This window comes from Aequorivita aquimaris, from assembly GCF_001573155.1.
Taxonomy (GTDB): domain Bacteria; phylum Bacteroidota; class Bacteroidia; order Flavobacteriales; family Flavobacteriaceae; genus Aequorivita; species Aequorivita aquimaris.
Genome location: NZ_JRWG01000003.1, coordinates 318,046 through 338,994 on the forward strand (window position 1 = coordinate 318,046; position 20,949 = coordinate 338,994).

22 protein-coding genes are annotated in these 20,949 nt (G+C 40.5%); 5 read left to right on the forward strand and 17 right to left on the reverse strand.

Going from position 1 to position 20,949, the window contains the following annotated elements; all coding sequences use genetic code 11:
- The first annotated feature begins 54 nt into the window (after positions 1-54).
- Positions 55-1,083 (forward strand): hypothetical protein, encoded by a 1,029-nt coding sequence (locus LS48_RS06765; protein WP_062621289.1) that lies wholly within the window; start codon positions 55-57, stop codon positions 1,081-1,083.
- 62 nt (positions 1,084-1,145) lie between these two features.
- On the opposite strand, the gene LS48_RS06770 is transcribed toward LS48_RS06765, so the two are convergent.
- The 5 genes from LS48_RS06770 to gcvT form a co-directional block, all read right to left on the reverse strand.
- Positions 1,146-1,868, reverse strand: coding sequence for a YebC/PmpR family DNA-binding transcriptional regulator (locus tag LS48_RS06770; RefSeq protein WP_062621291.1), 723 nt, complete (start codon positions 1,866-1,868; stop codon positions 1,146-1,148).
- Between the two features lie 116 nt (positions 1,869-1,984).
- Entirely contained in the window at positions 1,985-2,266 is a 282-nt protein-coding gene (locus LS48_RS06775; protein ID WP_045080972.1) for a 4a-hydroxytetrahydrobiopterin dehydratase, read from the reverse strand.
- Between the two features lie 71 nt (positions 2,267-2,337).
- Entirely contained in the window at positions 2,338-3,195 is an 858-nt protein-coding gene (locus tag LS48_RS06780) for a sugar nucleotide-binding protein (protein WP_062621293.1), read from the reverse strand.
- 18 nt (positions 3,196-3,213) lie between these two features.
- Positions 3,214-4,128 (reverse strand): glutaminase, encoded by a 915-nt coding sequence (locus tag LS48_RS06785; protein WP_062621294.1) that lies wholly within the window; start codon positions 4,126-4,128, stop codon positions 3,214-3,216.
- Positions 4,128-5,210 carry a glycine cleavage system aminomethyltransferase GcvT gene (gcvT, locus tag LS48_RS06790; RefSeq protein WP_062621297.1) on the reverse strand — a complete coding sequence of 361 codons (1,083 nt, stop codon included), beginning with the start codon at positions 5,208-5,210 and terminating at the stop codon, positions 4,128-4,130. The genes LS48_RS06785 and gcvT overlap by 1 nt, the downstream gene beginning before the upstream one ends.
- A gap of 183 nt (positions 5,211-5,393) precedes the next feature.
- Between gcvT and LS48_RS06795 the strand changes: the two genes are divergently transcribed.
- Positions 5,394-6,755 carry an NAD-dependent succinate-semialdehyde dehydrogenase gene (locus LS48_RS06795; RefSeq protein ID WP_062621299.1) on the forward strand — a complete coding sequence of 454 codons (1,362 nt, stop codon included), beginning with the start codon at positions 5,394-5,396 and terminating at the stop codon, positions 6,753-6,755.
- Between the two features lie 65 nt (positions 6,756-6,820).
- Here the strand turns inward: LS48_RS06795 and LS48_RS06800 are convergent, their stop codons facing one another.
- Positions 6,821-9,910, reverse strand: a complete 3,090-nt coding sequence (locus LS48_RS06800; RefSeq protein WP_062621302.1) for a WD40/YVTN/BNR-like repeat-containing protein — start codon at positions 9,908-9,910, stop codon at positions 6,821-6,823.
- 76 nt (positions 9,911-9,986) lie between these two features.
- Positions 9,987-10,745 carry a hypothetical protein gene (locus LS48_RS06805; protein WP_062621304.1) on the reverse strand — a complete coding sequence of 253 codons (759 nt, stop codon included), beginning with the start codon at positions 10,743-10,745 and terminating at the stop codon, positions 9,987-9,989.
- A 113-nt stretch (positions 10,746-10,858) separates the two neighbouring features.
- Here LS48_RS06805 and LS48_RS06810 point away from each other — a divergent pair, with 113 nt between their 5' ends.
- Entirely contained in the window at positions 10,859-11,746 is an 888-nt protein-coding gene (locus LS48_RS06810) for a DUF72 domain-containing protein (protein WP_062621306.1), read from the forward strand.
- A gap of 11 nt (positions 11,747-11,757) precedes the next feature.
- Here the strand turns inward: LS48_RS06810 and LS48_RS15575 are convergent, their stop codons facing one another.
- The 4 genes from LS48_RS15575 to LS48_RS06825 are packed head-to-tail and all read right to left on the reverse strand — an operon-like array spanning position 11,758 to position 14,411.
- Entirely contained in the window at positions 11,758-12,045 is a 288-nt protein-coding gene (locus LS48_RS15575) for an endonuclease/exonuclease/phosphatase family protein (protein ID WP_235811012.1), read from the reverse strand.
- Positions 12,046-12,060: 15 nt separating this feature from the next.
- Complete coding sequence (locus LS48_RS06815; protein ID WP_235811013.1) at positions 12,061-12,828, reverse strand: endonuclease/exonuclease/phosphatase family protein; 768 nt, start codon at positions 12,826-12,828, stop codon at positions 12,061-12,063.
- A gap of 24 nt (positions 12,829-12,852) precedes the next feature.
- Complete coding sequence (locus tag LS48_RS06820; RefSeq protein ID WP_062621308.1) at positions 12,853-14,133, reverse strand: mechanosensitive ion channel family protein; 1,281 nt, start codon at positions 14,131-14,133, stop codon at positions 12,853-12,855.
- Positions 14,133-14,411 carry a DUF3817 domain-containing protein gene (locus tag LS48_RS06825; RefSeq protein WP_062621310.1) on the reverse strand — a complete coding sequence of 93 codons (279 nt, stop codon included), beginning with the start codon at positions 14,409-14,411 and terminating at the stop codon, positions 14,133-14,135. Before LS48_RS06825 ends, LS48_RS06820 begins: the two co-directional genes overlap by 1 nt.
- A 113-nt stretch (positions 14,412-14,524) precedes the next feature.
- Here LS48_RS06825 and LS48_RS06830 point away from each other — a divergent pair, with 113 nt between their 5' ends.
- Entirely contained in the window at positions 14,525-15,448 is a 924-nt protein-coding gene (locus LS48_RS06830) for a mechanosensitive ion channel family protein (protein ID WP_045080962.1), read from the forward strand.
- Between the two features lie 67 nt (positions 15,449-15,515).
- On the opposite strand, the gene LS48_RS06835 is transcribed toward LS48_RS06830, so the two are convergent.
- A complete protein-coding gene (locus LS48_RS06835; protein WP_062621313.1) occupies positions 15,516-16,256 on the reverse strand; it encodes an SDR family NAD(P)-dependent oxidoreductase in 741 nt (246 codons plus the stop codon).
- Between the two features lie 63 nt (positions 16,257-16,319).
- Complete coding sequence (locus LS48_RS06840; protein WP_062621315.1) at positions 16,320-16,934, reverse strand: M15 family metallopeptidase; 615 nt, start codon at positions 16,932-16,934, stop codon at positions 16,320-16,322.
- A gap of 70 nt (positions 16,935-17,004) precedes the next feature.
- Here LS48_RS06840 and LS48_RS06845 point away from each other — a divergent pair, with 70 nt between their 5' ends.
- Positions 17,005-17,730 carry an SDR family oxidoreductase gene (locus tag LS48_RS06845; RefSeq protein WP_062621317.1) on the forward strand — a complete coding sequence of 242 codons (726 nt, stop codon included), beginning with the start codon at positions 17,005-17,007 and terminating at the stop codon, positions 17,728-17,730.
- Position 17,731: 1 nt separating this feature from the next.
- Here LS48_RS06845 and LS48_RS06850 read toward each other — a convergent pair whose 3' ends face one another.
- The 4 genes from LS48_RS06850 to LS48_RS06865 all read right to left on the reverse strand — a co-directional run bounded on the left by LS48_RS06850 (position 17,732) and on the right by LS48_RS06865 (position 20,944).
- A complete protein-coding gene (locus LS48_RS06850) occupies positions 17,732-18,097 on the reverse strand; it encodes a hypothetical protein (RefSeq protein WP_062621319.1) in 366 nt (121 codons plus the stop codon).
- Between the two features lie 194 nt (positions 18,098-18,291).
- A complete protein-coding gene (locus tag LS48_RS06855; RefSeq protein WP_062621323.1) occupies positions 18,292-19,134 on the reverse strand; it encodes an OmpA/MotB family protein in 843 nt (280 codons plus the stop codon).
- Between the two features lie 132 nt (positions 19,135-19,266).
- Positions 19,267-19,650: an HU family DNA-binding protein gene (locus LS48_RS06860; protein ID WP_062621325.1), complete on the reverse strand. Its 384-nt coding sequence runs from the start codon at positions 19,648-19,650 to the stop codon at positions 19,267-19,269.
- A gap of 403 nt (positions 19,651-20,053) precedes the next feature.
- Positions 20,054-20,944 carry a mechanosensitive ion channel family protein gene (locus LS48_RS06865; protein ID WP_062621326.1) on the reverse strand — a complete coding sequence of 297 codons (891 nt, stop codon included), beginning with the start codon at positions 20,942-20,944 and terminating at the stop codon, positions 20,054-20,056.
- Positions 20,945-20,949: the final 5 nt, after the last annotated feature.

The window sequence follows — 20,949 nt, forward strand, 5'->3', positions numbered from 1 at the left end:
GGAGTAGGTGCATCAGTATCTTATTCAATTCAATCTTAAACTTTTAAATAAAATATGAAAAAAATAAAATATCTATTTCCAATTTTAGCATTAGCGTTAACAGTCATTTCTTGTAGCAATGATGATACCAGTGGAGGAGGTGATACGCCACCAACCCCAGTTTTAGCTAATCTTTATGCTACAAGCAACACTAGTAACGCTATCTATTCTTATGACTTTACGCCAAATGGTATAGCGCTTCGTCCATTTAATATCAGTTCTAATGATAATGAAGGAATTTTTTACGATGAGGCGGCAAATGAATTAACGATACTTTCCAGGGAACAAAAAGTAATTAACACATTTCAGAATATTGACCAAACACCTGCCAACGGAACATTAAATCTATTGGCATCGAGCGATGTGGTTCTTGATAGTCCAAGAGATCTTGCTGTTAAAGATAATTTCTATATCGTATCTGACAATGCCGATACAGATGGCGATCCAAACACTGAAGAAGGGAGATTTTTTGTTTTTACAAAAGACACCATGGCATTTACTTTGCGAAATATCGTAACCGTAAACTATGCGGTATGGGGAATTCAATTAATAGGAAACGACCTCTATACTGTAGTTGATAAAACAGCAGATATAGCTGTTTTGAAAAATTTCATTTCAACCTATACTACTGATGTTACAGCTACTCCTGATAAGCAGATTACTATTGAAGGCATTACACGTACTCACGGAATTACCGAAGATGGAGGTTTTGTAATACTAACAGATATTGGTGATGCAGCTAATGAAAACGATGGAGGCTTCCACTTTATTAGTGGATTTGTTTCAAAATTTGACGCGACGCCAGATGGCGGTACACTAAGTGTTAGTGGAAATCAAGTTAGGGTCTCGGGTACGCTTACAGGTTTAGGAAACCCAGTAGCTGTTGAATATGATAGTCCGAGCCAAACTGTTTTTATAGCCGAAAGAGCTAATGATGGTGGAAAAATATTATTTTTCAACGAAATTGGAGCAGGAGGAAACCTAGTTCCAAATTTAAGTTCTCCATTTCCTGGAGCATCTTCTTTATATTTTATAGATAGATAGTATATATCAATTAGTAAAAAAAGCCACCCAAAAGGTGGCTTTTTTATGCTCTATAGTAAATATTATTCCTCAGAAGATTCTTCCATAGTATGATAAACGTTTTGAACGTCATCATCTTCTTCAATTTTTTCAAGTAGTTTTTCTACGTCCGCAGCCTGTTCATCAGATAATTTTTTTGTTACTTGGGGAATACGTTCAAAGCCAGAGGAAAGGATTTCTATTTTGTTTTCCTCCAAATAAGACTGGATTGCGCCAAAACTTTCGAAGGGCGCATAGATCATAATTCCATCTTCGTCCTCAAAAATTTCCTCGACTCCGTGGTCTATTAGCTCAAGTTCCAATTCCTCAATATCAAGACCTTCTGGGTTAATTCTGAAGTTACAGGTATGGTCAAACATAAACGACACAGAGCCTGAAGTTCCCAAACTACCATCACATTTATTAAAATAACTACGGATGTTTGCAACCGTGCGGGTATTGTTATCGGTTGCAGTTTCAATCAAAATTGCGATTCCGTGAGGGGCGTAGCCTTCAAAAAGCACTTCCTTATAATCGCCCAAACTTTTATCGCTCGCACGTTTTATGGCGCGCTCCACGTTTTCCTTGGGCATGTTCACCGCCTTTGCGTTTTGAATTACCGCGCGTAACCTGGAGTTGGCATCCGGATCTGGACCGCCTTCCTTCACAGCCATTACTATATCTTTTCCGATACGCGTAAAAGCTTTGGACATTGCAGACCATCGCTTCATTTTTCTTGCTTTTCTAAACTCAAAAGCTCTTCCCATAAATTATTATCTATTATTATTTTTTATTCTCTATTCTTAAAAAAGATTCAAATATAAAAAAATCCAAAAACCAAATTGCAAAACCTTTGGAATTTGGTATCTGTAATTTGAAATTTTTAACCGATTAGATTGTCAATAATTTTGGCCAGTTCAAAATCCTTTTCGGTAACACCATCGGCATCGTGTGTGGAAAGATAAATTTCCAAAGAATTGTAAACATTGCTCCATTCGGGGTGGTGCTGTAGTTTTTCGGCTTCAAAGGCAATGCGCGTCATGGCCGAAAAGGCTTCCTTAAAATCCTCAAACTCAAAAATGGTATGCAGGGCACCTTCGTGGTAATCCCAACCTTCAAATTCCTTTAGTTTCTCGTTGATCTGTTTTTCTGATAGTGCTTTCATAGGTATTATTTTAGTTGTTGAGCCACGATATATGATAGCTTTACTTATAGGAGCCACGATAAATTGCGGCTTCACTTAATTGACATTATTTCTTCGTTTAGGCTGCACTCCTCAATTACCTCGGCAACCGTAATTTGATGTGTTTTCGGCAGTTTGTTGTGCTTTGGAAGAAGCGCATTGTATTGGTCCTCATTACTGCTGAATACACTTTTGAAGATAGGCATTTTATCGCCTATTTTTGAAGTGATTTCCCTAAAAAGATCCTCATGGTGCACCATATCGTTGCTCGCCAAGTGAAAAACTCCGCGCAGGGATTGGTTGATGATATAATGCACTTGTTGGCAAACTTTGTTTACCGTGGTTGCGGTTATTACCAAATTTGGATACACCTCAAAGGCGGCCTGGTGACGAATGCATTGGCGAAGATGCAACACCTCGGGCGAATTGATTCCGAGGACCAGCGGCAACCTTAGAATGGTTGTTTGCAGCGGAATGGTTTCCAAAAGCAATTTTTCAATTGAAATTTTCAGTTTTCCCTTCTCGGTTTGCGAAATGGTAACGTCATTTTCATAGGAAGGATGTGCAAATTTTCCGTCGAAAACTTCAGCGGAAGAAACATACAGAACGGCACAATCTGCGTTGAGCAAGGCATAGTTTGCAATTTCCCTGTGGGCCGCCAGCTGATTTTGGAAATCGCCGTTAATTGCTGAAATGATAACGGTTGGCTCAATGCTATTCAGCAATAAAAACATGGAATCCTCCTCCACACAAAAATTATGGAATACCTGATTTTCCGAAAAAGCACCGTGTTGTTGACAATAAGTGCAATGCACCTCAAAATAGGAGAGAAGCTCCTTGTAAAGCGAGTTGCCAATAAAGCCGCTACCCCCTAAAATTAAAATGCGTTGCCTTTCTTCTTTCTTCCTCATTAAAATTCTTTCTTCACTTTAAAATATAGACAGTTTCGTTTTAGTTGTAAATTGCTCCAACGCCTGCATTCCCAGATATGAGTTCCCTTTCGGGTTCAATGCTGGCGCCCAGGTTGCAATGGTAAAACAGTGTGGTAAAAGTGCAACGATTCCACCGCCCACGCCACTTTTGCCTGGCAAACCCACTTCAAAGGCAAACTCACCAGCTTCGTCATAAAAACCGCAGGTAAGCATAATGGCATTGATTCGCTTTACTTGGCTGGAAGTTAAATGCTGCACATCCTTTAAACATTTGCCTTTATGTGCAAAGACGAAAAAGGCATTGGTAAGTTGCCTACAATCCATCATTATGGAACATTGGTGGAAATAAAAATCTAAAACGTCCTCAACTTTATTATGAAGATTTCCGTAGGCTTTCAAAAGATTGGCGGCTGCGTAATTGTTGAAACCCGTTACACGTTCCGATTCGGCTATTTCTTCGTTATATGAAATGGTTTCATCGTGGGTCAATTCCCGAACAAAATTCAGAAAATCCTCCTTTGGGTTTTTTAAGTGCGAAAGCAGCACGTCAGCAATTACGATAGCTCCCGAATTGATTAACGGATTTCTTGGAATGCCATCCTCAAGCTCCAAAAGCGAAAGATGGTTGAACGGGTTGCCGGAAGGTTCCACATCCACACGTTTCCACAGATCATTTCCTACCAATTGAAATGCTTTGGCAAGCGAAAGCACTTTTGAAATACTTTGGATCGAAAATTTCTCAGAGGCATCGCCTACCGAATAGTTTTCACCGGTAATTAATTGCAGATGAATTCCGAGTTTATTCTTTGGAACATTTGCCAATTCAGGAATATAACTTGCAATTTCACCCGTATTTTTGGTTTTTTTGAGGGAGGTGTGTATTTCTTCTAAAATGGCTTGATAATTCAACATTAACCTTTATAAAATGGGGTTTTTACAACTGTTGCTGCAACTGGTTTGTTTCTAATTTGAATAAATATTTCGCTACCGGGCGCACTATTTTCAGTAGTTACATAACCCAGTCCGATACCTTTGTTTAACGAAGGTGCCATCGTGCCACTGGTAACTATGCCGATATTTTTTCCGTCTTTATCAACAATTTCATAATCGTGGCGGGGGATGCCGCGTTCCTTCAGCTCAAAACCTATAAGTTTTCTTTTAACGCCTTCTTCTTTCTGCTTTTTAAGATTTTCGGAATTGATAAAGTCTTTTGTGAATTTCGTAATCCAACCCAACCCTGCTTCCAATGGTGAAGTGGTATCGTTAATATCATTTCCGTAAAGGCAGAAACCCATTTCAAGCCTAAGCGTGTCGCGGGCGGCAAGTCCAATCGGCCTTATCCCGAAATTCTTTCCGGCTTCCATCACTTTGTTCCAGACTTGTTCTACTTCAGAATTCTTGCAATAAATCTCAAAACCGCCACTTCCGGTATAACCCGTTGCGCTTATAATTACGTGCGCTATGCCTGCAAAATCGGCTACCTTAAAATGATAAAATTTTATGGCACTCAAATCTTCAGATGTAAGTGATTGCATAGCTTCCACAGCTTTTGGCCCTTGAATGGCCAACAGCGAATAATCATCGGAAAGGTTGCGCATTTCGGCGCCCATGGTATTGTGTTTTGAAATCCACTCCCAATCCTTGTCAATGTTTGAAGCGTTCACCACCAATAAATATTTTCCGTCCTCAAATTTGTAAACAATCAAATCGTCCACAATACCGCCCGTTTCGTTGGGCATACAATTGTATTGGGCCTGGCCATCCACAATTTTTGAAATGTCGTTGCTACATACTTTTTGGAGTAAATCCAACGCGTTGGGGCCAGTAATTAAAAATTCACCCATATGCGAAACGTCAAAAACGCCCACATTTTTGCGTACGGTTTCGTGTTCTGCATTTACGCCTTCGTATGAAACGGGCATATTGTAACCCGCAAACGGCACCATTTTAGCGCCCAATTGCTCGTGTATGTGTGAAAGTGCTGTGTTTTTCATAATCTTTCCCGCAAAGGCGGGTTGTTTTTGGTAATTAATTAAAATTTCAATTTACGCAAATGTATCACAATCCTTAAAAGGTAACGAGGGTTTCACAGGTTTATTTTTAACAATCGACGCGTTAAAATCATCTTAATCGGATGCAGGGTTCCCAATGTTTTCAATACTTTTAAAAGAAAAACCATGGCCACAACCACTTCCATCAATCCTTATAACGGAAAGGAATTGAAATCGTATAAAAACCACACAAAAAATGAAATTTCCGAAATTATCGATAAAGCCGACAAACGTTTTTACAGTTGGCGTGAAACATCTTTTGCCGAAAGAAAAAAGCTGATGTTGGCAGCAGCTGCAGAATTGAAAAGGAACAAAAGGGAATATGCCGAAACAATGACTTTGGAAATGGGGAAACCTATTTCGCAGGCCATTGCGGAGATTGAAAAGTGTGCGTGGGTGTGTGAATATTACGCCGAAAATGCCGAAAAGCAACTTGAAAATGAAGTAATAAAGACAGATGCCCACAAAAGCTACGTAAGCTATGAACCACTTGGTGTCGTGCTTGCAATTATGCCGTGGAATTATCCGTTTTGGCAGGTTTTTCGTTTTACGGCACCTGCGTTGATGGCTGGAAATATTGGAATTTTAAAACACGCCTCAAACGTTTTTGGAAGTGCACTGAACATTGAAAAAGTGTTTAAAAGAGCCGGTTTTCCTGAAAATTGTTTTACTACTCTTTTAGTGGGAAGTGAAGCCGTGGAAGAGATTATCGAAAACGAAAAAGTAAAGGCCGTAACGCTCACGGGTAGCGGTCCCGCGGGTTCTTCAGTAGCTTCCATTGCGGGGAAAAATATTAAAAAAACGGTTTTGGAGCTGGGCGGTAGCAATGCTTTGATTGTTATGAAAGATTGCGACATGGACAAAACAATAGACACTTGCGTGCAGGCCCGCTTCCAAAATACCGGGCAGAGTTGCATTGCCGGAAAACGACTGTTGATTGATGAATCAATTGCCGAGGAATTTATTGAAAAAATGCTGATAAAAGTGCGCGAACTGAAAAGTGGCGACCCTATGGACGAGGAATCCTATGTTGGAACTTTGGCAAGGGAAGATCTCGCTAAGGATTTGGAAAAGCAGGTAAATGAATCGGTAAAAGCGGGGGCTAAAATTGTGATAGGAGGTAAGCGGCAAGGCGCGTATTTTGAACCCACGGTGCTTACAAACGTTACCGAAGAAATGGCTGTGTTTAAAGAAGAGACTTTTGGGCCGGCTCTTTCGGTGACAACTTTCAAAACTGTGGAAGAAGCAATTTCACTATCAAATTCCTCAAAATTTGGTTTGGGCGTTTCCATTTTTACCAAAAATATTGAAGAAGCTGAAAAACTTGCGTTCCAGTTTGATGAAGGTGCGGTCTTTATAAATGAATTGGTCAAGAGCGATCCGCGATTGCCTTTCGGGGGAATTAAGCAGAGCGGTTATGGCCGCGAGCTCAGCGAGCACGGCATTCGGGAATTTGTGAACCGAAAAACGGTGTTTATCAATAAATAGAGAATAAAAAACCACGGATGCACGGATTTTTTATAAAATTCGTGCATCCGTGGCAAAAATAGAGATTATCCTTTCTTCAAGAATTCTTCCTTGTTTTGAAGTTCAGGTTTTGGTATGTTGTTCTTTTCCAAAAAGGAATAAAACCTTTTTCCTTCTTTCGACATAATTTCCTGATAGCGCTTCTTCGCTTTTGAAAATTCATCGGAAATCAAATCATAATTGGCTTTTGAAGCTCCCGAAACCTTGTTGAAATTTGTAGCAACATTGCTGTAAAGATCCGCCATTTTTTCGCGAAGCTCCGGGTCTGCGGATGCCACGTAATTATCCCCAGTTGTAATCACCAAATCCTTGCGTAGGTTTTCCAAAGCGTCAAATAATTTCTGCGCATCTTTTTTCCCTTTTGGATTGTTGGCGATTACTTCCAAAGCTTTGGCTTGGGTTTCGTTTATTTCGTACACCATAAAAGCCAAATCCTCTACCATTTCGTACAAGGTTTGGGTTAGCGCTTCCTGCTCTTTGCGTTGCTCTAAGGTAGTTACGGACTTGTCGTCGTATTTTAATTCAATTTCCTGGATATAGTTTTCATTGCCCTTCGTCAATACCACCTTGTATTTTCCGGCTGGTACCCTTGGTGCTGCAAAACCGCCGTAAGCAAGGGTTTTGGCCTGTGCCACTTTGGGATTGGTTCCAGTGAAATTCCAAAAAACAGTGTTGATTCCCTTGGATTTGCCGGGAGCGATTGTGGTTATTCGGTTTCCCTCCATATCTTGGATTTCCATTTCCATTTTTCCGAAGGTGTGGCGTTTTTTTAAGTAATAAACAATTCGGGCATTGGTATTTTTGTTATCGCCCACAAATTGGGTCTCTATGCCAAAACTGCCGCTAAAGCCACTATCTTCGGTCATTGTGAAAGGTTCTGTTTTAAAGAAATGAACCTCTTTATTTAGAATTTCGGAACTTAATTCGCGCAAGGGGCTAATATCGTCAATAATTATTACGCCGCGACCGTGGGTGCCCATCACCAAATCATTCGTCCTTTTTTGGAGATCAATAAAATGAACGGCTACCGGAGGCATGTTATTTGTAAACTGCGACCAGTTTTTGCCGCCGTCTATGGTTACGTACAGCCCAAATTCAGTTCCTAGAAAAAGTAAATCCTCATTCACATAATCTTCCTGAATATTTCTGACGAAGGCTTTTTTATCAATATCATCTGAAATGATAGATTTCCAAGTTTTGCCGTAATCGGTCGTTTTCAGCGCGTAGGGCTTCATATCGCCGGTAGTGTGGCCTTCAAAAACGGCGTAGGCGGTTCCTTTACCGTGAACGCTGGCTTCTATATGGTACACCCAAGTATTTTTGGGAATACCTACAAGATTTTCGGTAAGGTTTGTCCACGTTTTTCCGCCGTCGGTGGTGAGCTGCACATTACCGTCATCTGTGCCCACCCAAATAATATTTTGGTCCAGTGGCGATTCCGCAATCGTGAAAATTGTAGTGTGCTTTTCAGCGCCGCTGTTGTCAACGGACAGTCCGCCCGAGTTGGCCTGGTCTTGTTTGGTTTTATCGTTGGTTGTTAAATCTGGGGAAATGATTGTCCAGCTGTCGCCCATATCTTCGGAACGGTGCAAAAATTGGCTCCCCATATAGAACCTATCCGGAGCGAAATTGCTCACGGCCATTGGCGCATTCCAATTAAAACGAAGCTCTGGATCACCTTTTTTAGGTTGCGGTTGTACTGTGGTGGTCCTGTTTCGGTCCACATCATAGCGCCACACATTGGCCGCACCTTGCATTTCTGAATAAATAATGTTTTTTGTAGGATGTTTCAAAACCCGAAATCCATCGCCATAACCCACGCTGTTCCAATGGCGTGCAGAAACACCGCCGGGAGCAGAGGAGGGGCCATACCAGGAACCGTTATCCTGCAAACCGCCGTACACATTGTACGGTTCGGCATCGTCAACACTTATGTGATAGAATTGCGAAAGCGGAAGATTTTCAACGATCTCAAAAGTAGAGCCACCATTCCACGAACGGTACACTCCGCCATCTGTGCCGGAATAGATTATGTCGCTATTGTTTATATCGAATGTTACGTCGTGAATGTCTGCGTGCATATTACCGAGATTCTTGAAGGTCTTTCCGCCATCGCGACTTATGGAGCCCGTTAAACCACCTTTCACCACAATATCGGGATTTTTGGGATCTACGGTTATACGCGAAAAGTAAAATGGCCGAACAGTAAGGCCGAAATCGTTGTTTAAATGTTCCCAAGAATTGCCGCTGTCGTTGGATCTCCACAGCCCGTTGGTTTCTTTTTCGCCAGTTTCAATAACCGCATAAATAACTTTGCTATCGCTCGGCGCCATTGCGATGCCTATTCTTCCAAGTTTTCCTGATGGAAGGTCATTCGTTAATTTGTTCCAGGTTTTTCCACCATCCATTGATTTGTAGATTGCACTGTTTTCGCCACCAGAATTGAACCCCCAAGCGGTTCTTCGGAATTGCCACATGGAGGCAAAGAGCACATTTGGATTGTTGGGATCCATCAAAACATCAGAGACTCCCGTTGATGGACCAACGTATAATATTTTGTCCCAAGTTTTTCCGCCGTCCGTAGTTTTATAGACGCCGCGATCTTCGCTATCGCTCCAAAGTGCGCCCAATACGCCTACATAAACCTCATCGGTATTGTTTGGATTTATAACGATGGAAGCAATGCGTTCGGAATTTTCAAAACCAGCGATTTCCTTCCAGTTATTGCCGCCATCGGTAGATTTAAAGAGACCATTTCCTACGGAAACGGAGTTTCGGGTCCAGGTTTCCCCAGTGCCCACCCAAATAACCTCATCGGGATTTTTGGGATCTAAGGTAATAACCCCAATAGATTGGGCGTGTTCGTCAAAGATAGGGGCGAAGGTTGCACCACCATCGCCAGATTTCCAGACTCCGCCACCGGCTGCGCCTGCATAGATAATTCGTGCGTTGGTAGGATGGTTTTCAAGATCGTTTATACGACCACTCATAAGTGCGGGACCAATATGCCTAGCTTTCATATTGCCGAAAAGCTCTTTTCCTTTTAAAGCTGTTTCTTGTGCTGGGGCTATTAAACCTGAAAGTATCAGGAGAAACGTAAAGATGAAATATTTCATTTTGGAGAGTTTTAGTTTTTAATAATGCGGAAAAAAAAATCCCCGACTAGCAGGGATTTTTTATAAGAAAGAATTGTTATTCCTTTTCAACAGCTTCTGTTGCTGTAGCAGGAAATACAAACATTGCATCATCAATTTCAGGATTTATAACAATTTCCTTTAGTTGAATTGCCTGTCCACCCATGCTAAGCGAAAATGGAAAATATAAGCCATCAACTTCTTGATAATCGCTCATGGTGCTTATATTCATTTGGCCTTTCATGGGGCCTTGAAAGATTTCATTTTCAACCACAATCGGCACAAAAGTTTCAGTGTCAAAATAGTGATAACTTATATTTTGCTGCTCAACACCGTCAACCATAATAGGGGACTGAGTGAGTTTTATTTTATAAGTTTCGGTACCATCTTTTGTTTCTTTACCCATCAGCTCAGCCGTAAAGCCTTTATCTTTATAATTTAAAAAAGGTGAGGGGAAATCTTTTGATTGCTTTTTCATGTTGGCAGTAGCTTCGGCATCACTTTTTTCAGGTTGCATGGTCATAAAGTTAGTGCTCCACATGGTTTCGCCATCAAAGGCTAATTGCGTTATATCCTGACCTTGAAAATTAATTTTTATCAATTGTTTACCATCCTTGGTTTGATAAACCTCTACTGGAATTTCCATTCCTTGTGCTTGGGCGGTTGCTGTCATTTTTGAGCTTTTTAAATTTTCCCAAGCCGCTTTTCCACCGGTATTTTCGAAATAATTATTGATTATTTCGTCGGCAGTTTGCGCAGATACTGGAACCATGACGGTTATTAAAAAGGCAATGGTAAGTGTTTTAATGATTTTCATAAATGATTTTTTAAGTTTCAGTAAATATAAGACTAACAGCTTTATAAAAAGTTACAGGTTAATATTTTTTTGAAATTTGATTTAAAAAGTATCTTTACTAAAAACTGAAAATCATGAAATTCGGAAAAGTTGACGACCCTGAAAATATAGACTTTACCTTGCCAAAAGACCATCCGGGAACTAAAAAAGTTCTTACTAAGCATAAAAAATCCAACCCTCCAAATTTGTATGTAGGTTGTGCAAAATGGAACAAGGCAGATTTAAAGGGTTTTTATCCTCGGGGTACAAAAGACGAGCTTGCATATTATTCAACCCAGTTTAACAGTATTGAACTGAATGCTACCTTTTACAGAATTTTTCCGGCAGATACTTTTGCGGGTTGGTATGAAAAGACACCGGATGATTTCAGGTTTTTTCCAAAATTTTTCCAGGGAGTTTCACATTGGAAAAGACTTCAGGATTGTGAGGAAACTTTGAATGAATATATTTTGAATGCATCAAACTTGAAAGAAAAGCTTGAAATGTCTTTTGTGCAACTCCCTGATAATTTCGGGCCAAAAAATATGGATAGATTGGAACCGTTTTTCAAAATGCTGCCAAAAGATATCAAACCAGCGATAGAGTTTAGACACACTGATTGGTTTAACGATGAAGATGTAGCCGGAGGACTCTATAATATTTTAGAAAAACACAACATCACTAACGCTATTGTTGATACTGCAGGAAGGCGCGATTTACTACACATGCGGCTTACCACGCCCACAGCCTTTATTCGTTATAATGGCGCTAACCACGAAAGCGATTCTACACGGCTTGATGATTGGATAGACCGCCTGGAAACCTGGATTGAGCAAGGTTTGCAAAACATTTACTTTTTTGTGCACCAAAATATTGAAAAGGCTTCACCCTTACTTTCGGCACATTTTATTAAAAAGGCGAATGAGCGGTTTGGAACTAATCTCAATATACCCAATATGGACAAACCAGATACTTTATTTTAATATTTTGAAATTTAAAGCTGAACCCGCTCTGCCTGCTCTTTTGCATTTTTCAATTGTTTTTCAGAAGGTTTTTCGGGTTGTTGCTCGGCTGCTTTTTCAGGCTCAAAGCTGAGTTTTGCATAAGTGGGCAAATGATCTGAATTGATATCTTGCCCAAGTTTTATAGCAATAAGTCTAAATTCTGCTGATACAAATATATGGTCCAATGGCCAGCGCATTAAAAAACTTTTGGCGTTGTATGTATTGTATATCCCCCTGCCTTTGCGGATATCCAACAATTCTCCTACATTCTGGAACAACGTTGTTGTATTGGATCAAGCCACGTCATTAAAGTCACCTAAAACAATTACGGGGTAAGTAGATGTTCTGCTTAAATTTGCAATTTTCATCATTTCAGAATCCCTGTCTGTTGAGCGGGAGTTGTGCTGGGGCATTGGCGGGGTAGGATGGATGCTGTAAAGTTGAACAGTATTATTGCTAGTTAGCACAAGTTTTGTATGAATTGAAGGTATATTTTTATCTACCAAAAATTTCACTTGTGGATTAATCAATTTATATTTTGAATACAATAGCATACCATAGGTATTGTCTTGAGGTACCTCAACTTTATATTTATATGTTTCGGGTAAATTTTCAAAAATATAATCCCTCCATCTTTTATTGGTTTCTACAAGTAACATTATATCTGGATCCATTTTTTTGAAATCCGAGATTAAAAGTTCAGGTTTTTTGTTGGATTGAAGCACATTGACAGCGTACAATGAAATAGTAGTTCCAGAATTTTTTTCTTGGCTGTCGTTAATGTCTTTATCTGCCAAAGGCGTGTAGGGTATTATTTTCCACACTTGAATAATGAGGCAGGCAGCCATAACGGTTACAAATAAATAAGCGTTTAGCCGCTTCAAGTCAAGCCTCATAAAGAAAACCACAAATGCAACAAATGTTAGGATAGTAAGCTGTATATGTGGAAAATCGAATATGCGAATCCACCAATAATCCACTGCAACGAAGGGAAAAATGGTTAAGACAACAGCCAGCATTCCAAAAATGTACAGGTAGGTCTTAAAGTTATTTAAATCCAAAAGGTTTTTGGATTAAAGATACTTTTAATTTTCAAAAGATGCCTTATTGACGGTAGAAATGTCCTTACCCGTTGGCAGTTCAAAAATTTCAAGGTCGAAATAAGGAATGGCGGCCAGCAGATGGTCAAAAATATCGGCCTGTATATGTTCATAATTTACCCAGCGCTTGTCTTTGCTGAAACAAAATATTTCAATAGGTATTCCTTTATCCGTAGGTGCCAAATGGCGCACCATTAAAAAAAGGTCTTTATTGATGGCTGAATTTTCATTAAGAAAAGCATCGGCATAATAGCGAAACACCCCGAGGTTGGTTTGGTTTCTCCCGTTTATCAATAATTCTTTATTGATTTCGTTTCGCTCGTTATATCTGTCCACATCCCGTTGGCGATGCTCCAAATAGGGTTTTATCAACTGAATTTTTTTAAGTCGCTCCACATCTTTTACAGACAGGAATTTGATTGAAGATTGTTTTATGTAGATAGAACGTTTTATTCTTCGACCATCGCTTTCCTGCATTCCACGCCAGTTTTGAAAGGAGTCGGCAATTAGGCTGTAGGTTGGGATGGTGGTATAGGTATTGTCCCAGTTCTGTACCCTCACGGTGGCGAGGTTAATTTCGGTTACGTAGCCGTCTGCTCCAAATTTACTGAAGGTAATCCAATCGCCGATGCGCACAATGTCATTTACCGAAACCTGAATGCTTGCAACAAAGCCTAAAATGGTATCTTTAAAAATTAAAAGAATTACAGCTGAAGCCGCACCCAAAGTGGTAAGACTAACAACTGAAAACCCAGTAAGAAGCTGGATAATCCAGAAGATCCCAATTCCCCAGGCAAAAATCATCAATACCTGAACATAGCTTTCCATGGGCTTGTCTCGGTAATGCTCATTTTCTTCCAGATAATTTCGCGTGGTCCGAAGAATACTTCTAAAAATTAGCACGCAGAGAATGACCAGATATACCTTTGCGGCAATCTGCAAAAGGTTGGTCATAAACGGCGATTCAATAAAAATAATAGGGATGAGATACCAAATTATTGCCAGTGGTAAAGTATGTGCAATGAATCTTGGAAAATTACTTTTTACCAAATAGTCGTCAAAGGTGGTTTTTGTCTTGTTGCTAAAAGCCTTAAAAGTTTCAATAATAAATTTTCTGAAAATAACATCAAGAATCAATACTACTGTTAAAACGATAATACAGTTTAAAAGCACATTCAAAAAAATAGCCCATTCCACAGCCATACCTTGATTTACAAGATAGTTCTGAAATAGACAACTATAATCCTGAATTGCTTCCTTGTTCATTATAGATATTTACGTTCCACATAAAAAGGGCCGAAAGGCAGTACCGAGCACATTACAACTATGAACAAATCTGAAATTGACCACTTTAATTTTTTATACATATACAGGGCACCGCCCACATAGAGCACGAACAATACACCGTGTGCCATTCCAACTACTTGTACCATTTCAGGCATATGCCAAATATATTTCAAGGGCATTGCGATTCCCAAAAGTACTAGGAAAGAGATGGCTTCCAAGGTGCTGATTAATTTGAAAGATTTTACTGAAAGTTCCACAGGTTTTTATTTTTTGCAAAGATACATGTTGCAGTCTGTTCCGCTACACTTTTAGATTTTTTTATGGGAAGAATTGTTTTGTGGAGAATTACTATCTTTAAAAGAAAAAATAGATGCTCCCACTTTTACAATCGCCCGGCGAAACGATCCAAAATTCCCTACAAAACTATTACGAAGAATTCCTAAGAGTGCTTCCACGCATTGCGCTGGCCATATTGGTAATCATCTTAGGGGTGTTGTTGGCCCAATTGCTCACAAATTTCTATAAGCGCCGATTTCAGCAAAAATCTGAGGATCCCCTAATGGCCAAATTCCTGGCCCAGGCCGTAAAGATTGTTCTGATCATAATTGCCATAATGCTTGCACTGAAGGTAGCAGGGCTGGATGGCATTGCAACCGGACTGTTAACTGCAGTTGGGGGAGGGGCGATAATCCTTGGATTTGCCTTTCAGGATATAGGAAAGAACTTTCTCGCAGGCGTCATATTGGCCTTCAACAGACCATTCAATATTAACGATACGATAAAAGTAGATAACATTTTCGGAAAAGTAAAGGCTCTGAGTTTTCGCTATTCACACATAAAAACTTTTGATGGCCGCGATATTTATATACCGAATAGCGATGTACTCACCAAACCTGTTGAAAATTTTACGGCCGATGGTTTCTATAGGGTCGATTTCACCGTAGGCATTGGGTATGAAGACGATATTGTGGCTGCTAAACAAGTTATCCAAGAAATTCTGGATAAAAACACTGAAATAATAAGCGACGAAACCCACGAGAACTTTGTTATAGAAGATGAACTCGCAGCCAGCACTGTAAACCTAAAGGTTTTCTTTTGGGTAGATACCGTGGATTATAGAAGGGCTTCAAGAGTGCTACGGGGTATGGTTATCCGCGAAGTGAAAGAGGAACTGTTTAAGAAGGGCTTCAATTTGCCTGCAGATATTAAGGAACTTAAAATCTATGGAACCGAGGATGCCATTCCTATTAAGTTCAGGAACAATCCAGAATTTCTTAAAGAGGGAGAGAAATAAAACTCCTCACTCCGGTGTCTCTGAGGTTTAATTGCAACAAAGACACGGAGCACACAGAGATTAAAAACTATTGCGCGGTGTACCCACCGTCCACGAGATAATAGGCACCTGTTACAAAACTGGCCTCATCACTGCAGAGCCAATATACGAGATTGGCGACCTCTTCGGGTTTTCCCAATCGGCCAATAGGGTGCATTTGTACCAGTTGCTCCTGCTGTTCTTCATCAATTTGATCGAGCAAGGGGGTTTTAATATATCCCGGCCCAACGGAATTGATGCGCACCTTGTCTTTAGCATATTCAAGGGCTGCGGTTTTCGTTAAGCCTACCACGCCGTGTTTTGCGGCAACATAGGCCACGGAATTTGGCGAGCCCACACTTCCCAAGATAGAAGCCATGTTCACGATGGCGCCACCGCCGGCTTTAATTATTTCAGGTACCTGATATTTCGTGCCAAAGAAAACGCCATTCAGGTTTACGCCTATTACCTTTTCCCAACTGTCCAGAGGATATTCCGCGGTCTTGGCCATTTCCCCGCCTATACCGGCATTGTTCACCGCATAGTGCAACTTGCCATATTTTGCTACGGCTTGTTTTACCAATTGCTCACATTCCTTGGCTTTGGAAGTATCGGCTTTTATAAAAAAAGCCGTTCCCTTTTTATCCGTAATCTCTTCTACCACCTTCTTTGCGTCATCTTCGGCAATATCTGAAACTACCACATTTGCTCCATTTTCAGCAAATTTATGGGCGATTGCCCTTCCTAGACCGGAACCTGCTCCGGTTACTATTACTGTTTTGTTCTTCATAATATTTTGTTTTTTATAAAGTTACAGGTTCACCGGGGGAAAGTGTACTAATGAAATATTAAATCAATCGCAGGGCAGGGGAATGTTTAAGGTTTTGTAGCTCCAATTTCTTTTATAGCTGAAGTGCCACCATTCCGTGCGGATGGTATTGAAGCCGAACATGCGCATACCGTCAATAAGCAGTTTCCGATTGGCGAGAATTTCCTTTGAAAAATTATAGTGGTCAATATGCGCTTCCCTTCCAAAGTAATCATAGTCGCTGCCCATTTCCACATAGCAGCCTTCCAAGGTTTCCAAAGTAATATCCACCGCTGCGCCCTTATTGTGAACCGAACCATTGCCATAGGGGTTGCCCACATAAGTGGGGCGCGGCACCTTGGCCCACATTTTTTTCTGTACGTCCAACGGGCGGTAGCAATCGTAAATTTTTATGCGGTAACCTTTTTCACAAAAGTATTGGTTGGCATGCAAAAGAGCCTCGGCTACTTCGGGGCGTAGCAAACATTCGGCGCAGTCGTAAAGGGTTTCTCCTATAAAATTGTTTGGCGTGGCATAGCGTATTTCATAAACAAATTCCGTAGAAAGGTCCTTCAGGTTTACTAAGGGTTCCTGAAACTTTTCTTCTGAAGAAAAACTGAAGAATAGAAAGGTGATAAGGGCAAGGGACAGAAACTTCATATTCCAAATTTAAGCAGAATTTAATAACATTCGCCTTGACAATTGGTAACTTTGGAAAAAACGAAATATTATGAATGATTTACAAAACAAATCCGCACTTATTACAGGCGGTACAAAAGGAATAGGCTACGGAATAGCCGAAGCACTGCTCAAGCAGGGCATAAACGTGGCCATAACCGGAAGAACCAAAAAAACTGCGGAAGAAGCCGCAAAAAAACTAAACTCGCACGGCAACGACAGGGCACAGGCCATAGGGCTGGAAGCCGATGTGCGCGACTATAAGAGTCAAGAACGCGCCGTGAAGGAAGTAGTTGCACAATTCGGCAGCTTGGATATTGTGATTGCCAATGCGGGCCTTGGCCATTTTGGGTCTGTGGAAGACCTCACCATCGAGCAGTGGAAGGAAACCATTGATACCAACCTCTCGGGGCCGTTCTACTCTTTAAAGGCAAGCGTGGACCAATTGAAAAAGAACAAAGGGTATTACATAAGTATCTCCAGTTTGGCGGGAACCAATTTTTTTAAGGGCGGAAGTGCCTACAATGCAAGTAAATTTGGCGTTACGGGTTTTACCCAAGCCGCGATGCTCGATCTACGGGACCAAGGGGTGAAGATCAGCACTATTATGCCCGGGTCGGTTTCTACACATTTTAATGGTAATGAACCCGATGAAGAAGATGCGTGGAAAATACAGATTGAAGATATGGGGCAGCTGGTTGTGGATCTCTTAAAAATGAACCCCCGCACCTTACCGAGCAAGGTTGAGGTACGGCCTTCTATGCCACCTTCAAAATAGTCTATTTGAAAGAAAATGATTGGGCCCAGGCGCGGGCGTTTTCCAAATGCTCAAAAAAAGCAAAACTATGAGGGAAGAGTTTTTGTTCTACAAGAGCTCTTTCCTTTTCTGCTTCCCGGGTTGAGACGATGGCCATTCCCTTTTTGTTCCGCATCTTTCCATTTTTATAAATGTCCAAATCTAGTGTATGTGGATATCTCCTATCGGCAATGACCACAAACGGTCTCTTGCCGAAATGTGCTTTGTAGTTGGCCCGGATCCAATCATTTTTTTCTATGTCAATATGCTGGTTTTCAAAGACACGCAGTATGGAATAGGTATCGTATAGATATAGTTCACAGAAGTCGGAAAGTAGTTTCTTTTCCATATTTTTCTAAAATCTGATATATTGATTAAAGATAAATATTTTTGTGATTGCTTTAACAAAACTGTTCTTTTTCCGAAGACTTTAAACTAATCCACTTTCAACAGAGCAAAAAGTAGAAAGGATTATTTGGAGGAATAAAAAAGGCGATCTACTTTTCAATAGATCGCCTTTACCATAGTTATTTACTTTCTTTTTTAGTTGGCAGAAAGCAGGGCCAAGAATTTATCAAGGTTTGGCAGGATTACAATGCGCGTTCTTCTGTTCTTGGCGCGGCCTTCCTTGGTTTCGTTTTCGGTAAGTGGGTGATAGCTGCTACGTCCTGCAGCAATCAATTTTTCGGGAGCTACACCGTAGTCATCCTGCAACTTGCGGATAACCGCTGTAGAACGGTCCACGCTCAATTCCCAATTGTCCTTTATGTAAGCCCCTGGCTTTACGGTTTGGCTATCGGTATGGCCTTCTACCATTACCTCAAGGGCGGGCTCGCTGTTAATAACATTTGCCAATCGCTCCAATAATGGATTTGCCTTTGAATTTACACGGGCACTTCCCGAATTGAACAACAATTTATCTGAAATGGTAATCATTACCACTGTTTCGTCAATATCAATCTTGATATCATCTTCTTCACCTTCGCCAACTAAACTGTTGTCAAGGTTCTTTTTAAGATTGTAGGAAACAATAAGGTTCATTGAATCCTTTAAGGTCTTTGCCTGTGCCAATTCTTGGGGATCTACATTGGCGAGGGCTTTTCTCATTTTTTCCTTGTCATTTTCTGAAACCACAACCCCTTCAATCTGCTGTAGGCGGTTGTTGTTACTATCGGTCAACGACTGGATTTTAGAATTGTAACTAGCCACGCGCTCTTCAATCTTGGCGTACTTGGCTTCAATTTCTTCTTTTTCAAGCTGGGTCTTTGCTAGGGTAGAACGCGTATCATTATACTGGTTCTCCAATTCTACATACTTCTTTTTTGATACACAGGAGGTAGCAAAAATTGCTGTTGCCAGCATGGTTAGTGCAATAGCTTTTTTCATAATACTTAAGTTTTAAAGGTTTGTAATGCAAATATAAATGCACCTTCCACCAAAAAATTAGTTAAGGCATGCTATTGTTTTGTTAAAAGACACTCCGCAAAAAATTGGAATATTAGCCTCCAAGCGTATTGATTATTTCTCCAATTGAAGTGTCAGCCCAGTTTTTAACCATCTTTTTATTCGGCTGCCGGGCTGGAAGTTTATGTAGAAGCGCTCTGCTTTGGGGACGGAAGTTGCCTGGGAGTTAGGGAGGGGTTTGGCGCTGAACCCAATTTTATACCTTCCCAGAGGGCCTATATCCACACTATTGCCCCGTTCCAAATGCTGCTGGAGTTTGCTGGATAGTGCCGTTACCACGCCAATTACATCGGCTTCGGAAAAGGCGGTTTCCTTTGTTATCTCTGCTGCCATCTGGTCTAGGTCAACAATTCCTTTGGAAATATGCTGCATAATATATTGCGTTTCTGCGGAATTCTGAGGATTCTTCCTGCGAACAATGCGGTACCCGATAGCCATATTGATATTGCTTTGTAGTTATTGATTGAATAAATATAGCGCAATATTTTATAGAACCTTGGGCGGGAATGAAAACGTCCCTGGTTTTCTCCAAAAATTCCCCATACTTGCGTTACGTTCTTTTTTAGCGAAGGAAATGTTGAAATAACAGAAACGCTCCCATTTCTAGGAGCGTTTCTTAATAGGAAAATTTACCGATACTTAAGTACGGCGACGATTGGGATGATCAGAAAACATCAAAAACGAAGCCTAACAACCAATAAAGGATCAGGAAGACAACGATGGTGCCTATGCAGCCGCACTTGCCTCCGCCTATCTTCTTGGCACCCCAACCGGCGAGCAATATTCTTAGCAATTTTTTCATAGTAGATACATTTTATCAAATTATGTTTATAAAAGGAAACTATTCATCTTTATTGGGCGCCATTTGCAATTTATTTTTTCCAAAGTCCAAGGTACGGATAGGGAACGGAATGTTGATGCCAGCTTCGTCAAAATTCTTTTTGATTAGCTTAATTGCTTTATGTTTTGCTTCCAGTTTTGGCTTGGGCTTTGTACTGGATATCCAAAATCGGGTAACAAAATTGATTGAGCTATCGCCAAATTCGGTAAAAAAGAATTCTACGCCCTCGTTTTCCTTTTGCTCAAAATTTTCAGTAATAATTTTGTTTACTAAGTCTTCAACTTTTTGAAGGTTACTTTCATAGCCCACGCCACAGCTTACATCTATTCGCGATCGGTTTGATAAAGAATAATTGGTAAAGGGGTTTTCTATAAAAATTGAATTGGGTATAATTACATACTCATTGTCCGTTTGCCGAAGCGTAATATTCCGAAGATTTATTTCATCTACATAACCACTCTTGTCTTGGGCCTCAATAAAATCTCCAATGCGCACTTTTGGCAAAAAGGAAAGCATCAATCCAGAAAAAGTATTGCTCAAAGTACCTTGTAGGGCCAAACCTATTGCAAGACCAACTACACCCGCCCCAGCTAAGACTGAGGTAAGTACTTTATCCAGTTGCATTACACCAAGGGCTATAAAGAAACCAATAATTAAAACGATTCCGTACATAATGCGCGAAAGCATCTGTTTTATGGATTCCTCCGTAATCTTACGGAATAGTACTCTATATGAAAACTTTCGCATGCCTTTGGCTATAAAGTAGAAAGCTACCATTACCAAAATGGCTAATGCAAAGTTGGGAAGTTTAAGGATTATGGCGTCAAGCCATCCATCAAGCTTGTCCCATAGATTAGAAATTGAATCATTTATTGAAAATTTTTGTGACATAATAT